The following is a 2,371-nucleotide window of genomic DNA, read 5'->3' as shown; positions in this document are numbered from 1 at the left end:
AACTGACCCACCGCCATCGGGGGCAAGCCCCCTCCCACAGGTGGACCGAGTCAGGCCCAGGCTATTTCTTTTTCTTCTTGTCGTGCTTGTCGGTCTTCTCGAATGCGTCTTCCAGCGCTCGGTTGATGGTGCGCAATACCTTGACCCGCGCCCAGCGCTTGTCGTTGGCTTCCACCAGCGTCCAGGGCGCCACCTCGGTGCTGGTGCGGTCAACCATGTCGCCCACCGCCGCACGGTAGTCGTCCCACTTGTCGCGGTTGCGCCAGTCGTCTTCGGTAATCTTGAAGCGCTTGAACGGGATTTCCTCGCGGGCCTTGAAGCGTTCCAGCTGAGTGTCCTTGTCGATGGCCAGCCAGAACTTGACCACGATCACACCGGCATCGCGCAGTTGCTCTTCGAAATCATTGATCTCGCCATAGGCGCGCATCCAGTCCGCCGGGGTGCAGAAGCCTTCGATGCGCTCGACCAGCACGCGGCCGTACCAGGAGCGATCGAACACGGTGAACATGCCCCGCGCCGGGATCTTCTGCCAGAACCGCCACAGGTAGGGCTGGGCGCGCTCGTCTTCACTGGGCGCGGCAATCGGCACGATGTGGTACTGGCGCGGGTCCAGCGCGGCCGCCACACGGCGGATCGCCCCGCCCTTGCCCGCCGCGTCGTTGCCTTCAAAGACGGTGACCAGCGCGTGCCTGCGCATGCGTTTGTCACGCATCAGGCCGGAGAAGCGCGCCTGTTCGGTAATCAGCTGTTCTTCGTAATCGTCCTTGTCCAGGCGCAGGCTCATGTCGAGGCTGTTGAGCAGGCTCATCTGGTCCACCGACGACGGCAGCGGTGCCGGGTTCATGCCACTGGCCTTGACCCTGGCCTGCTTCAACGCGCTTTGCAGGCCTTCGAGCAGGATCTTGCCCACGGTCAGCCCACGGTAATGCGGGTCGACGCCCTCGATCACATGCCACGGTGCGTAGTCGCGGCTGGTGCGGCGCAGCACGCGTTCACCAAAATGCACGAATTTGTCGTAGGTCTTGGACTGCTGCCAGTCCAGCGGGCTGATGCGCCAGCTGTGCAGCGGGTCATCGGCCAGGGCCTTGAGCCGGGCCTTCATCTGCTTCTTGGACAGGTGAAACCAGAATTTGAAGATCAGCGCGCCTTCGTCGCACAGCATCTTTTCCAGGCGCTCGGCACCGGCGATGGCCTGGTCCAGCCGCGCGTCCTTGATCTGCCCATGCACCCGGCCCTGCAGCATCTGGCTGTACCAGTTGCCGAAGAAAATGCCCATGCGGCCTTTGGCGGGCAACTGCCGCCAGTAGCGCCAGGCCGGCGGGCGGGCCAGTTCTTCGTCGGTCTGTTGGTCGAAGGTGCGCACTTCGATCAGGCGCGGGTCCATCCATTCGTTGAGCAGCTTGACGGTTTCGCCCTTGCCCGCGCCTTCGATGCCGTTGATCAGGATGATCACCGGGAAGCGCTTCTGCTGTTGCAGCTCGTACTGCACTTCCAGCAAGGCCTCACGCAGGGCCGGCACTTCGGCGTCATAGGTGTCTTTGTCGATGGCGTGACCGATTTCGGCGGATTCGAACATGGGCAGCTCCGTTTCAAGATGGCTCAAGACTAGCGGATTGGGCAACGACACGCGGGAGGAAATTCAACCGCCGCTTGCCGTGGATCAATTCAACACCGGTTGATCGGCTAGAATGGCCGCCTTGTCTTAACCTGCCGTTATTTATACGAGCCCCCATGACCCCGATCACCCACGCCCAGCTCGACTGGGACGACCAAGGCCGCCCGCACTCGCGGGTGTTCGATGACGTGTACTTCTCCGACCAGTCGGGCCTGGAAGAAGCCCGTTATGTATTCCTTGAACAGAACCGCCTGCAGGCGCGTTTTGCGGCCTTGCCGGCCGACGGGCGCCTGGTGATCGGCGAAACCGGATTCGGTACGGGCTTGAATTTCCTGTGCGCCTGGCAGTTATTCGACCAACAGGCGGTGGCCGGGGCACGCCTGCATTTCGTCAGCGTGGAAAAATACCCGCTCAGCCATGCCGACCTGCAACGCGCCCTCGCCCTCTGGCCCGAGTTGCAACCTTACGCCGAACAGTTGCTGGCCCAATACATCGCTATCCATCAGGGCTTTCAGCGCCTGGTGCTGGACGCCGGTCGCGTCACCCTGACCCTGTTGATCGGCGATGCCCTGGAGCAACTGCCGCAGCTGGACGCGCAAATAGATGCGTGGTTTCTCGACGGCTTTGCCCCGGCGAAGAACCCGGACATGTGGACCGCCGAGCTGTTCGCCGAACTGGCGCGCCTGGCCGCACCGGGCTCGACCATCAGCACCTTCACCAGCACCGGCTGGGTACGCCGGCTGATCAATGCCGCCG

2 protein-coding genes are annotated in these 2,371 nt (G+C 62.9%); one reads left to right on the top strand and one right to left on the bottom strand.

The window, feature by feature from the left end:
• Positions 1-61: 61 nt before the first annotated feature.
• Positions 62-1,576 carry a polyphosphate:AMP phosphotransferase gene (gene pap / locus BFP96_RS23985; protein WP_065883298.1) on the bottom strand — a complete coding sequence of 505 codons (1,515 nt, stop codon included), beginning with the start codon at positions 1,574-1,576 and terminating at the stop codon, positions 62-64.
• Between the two features lie 155 nt (positions 1,577-1,731).
• On the opposite strand from pap, the gene mnmD reads away from it, so the two are divergent.
• The coding region (gene mnmD, locus BFP96_RS23980; RefSeq protein ID WP_139113440.1) for a tRNA (5-methylaminomethyl-2-thiouridine)(34)-methyltransferase MnmD at positions 1,732-2,371 on the top strand (640 nt) is incomplete at its 3' end.

The organism is Pseudomonas sp. 34 E 7, from assembly GCF_900005715.1.
GTDB lineage: Bacteria > Pseudomonadota > Gammaproteobacteria > Pseudomonadales > Pseudomonadaceae > Aquipseudomonas > Aquipseudomonas orientalis_A.
Note: the sequence above shows the minus strand (reverse complement) of the source record. Positions and strands in the feature narration are given on the sequence as shown.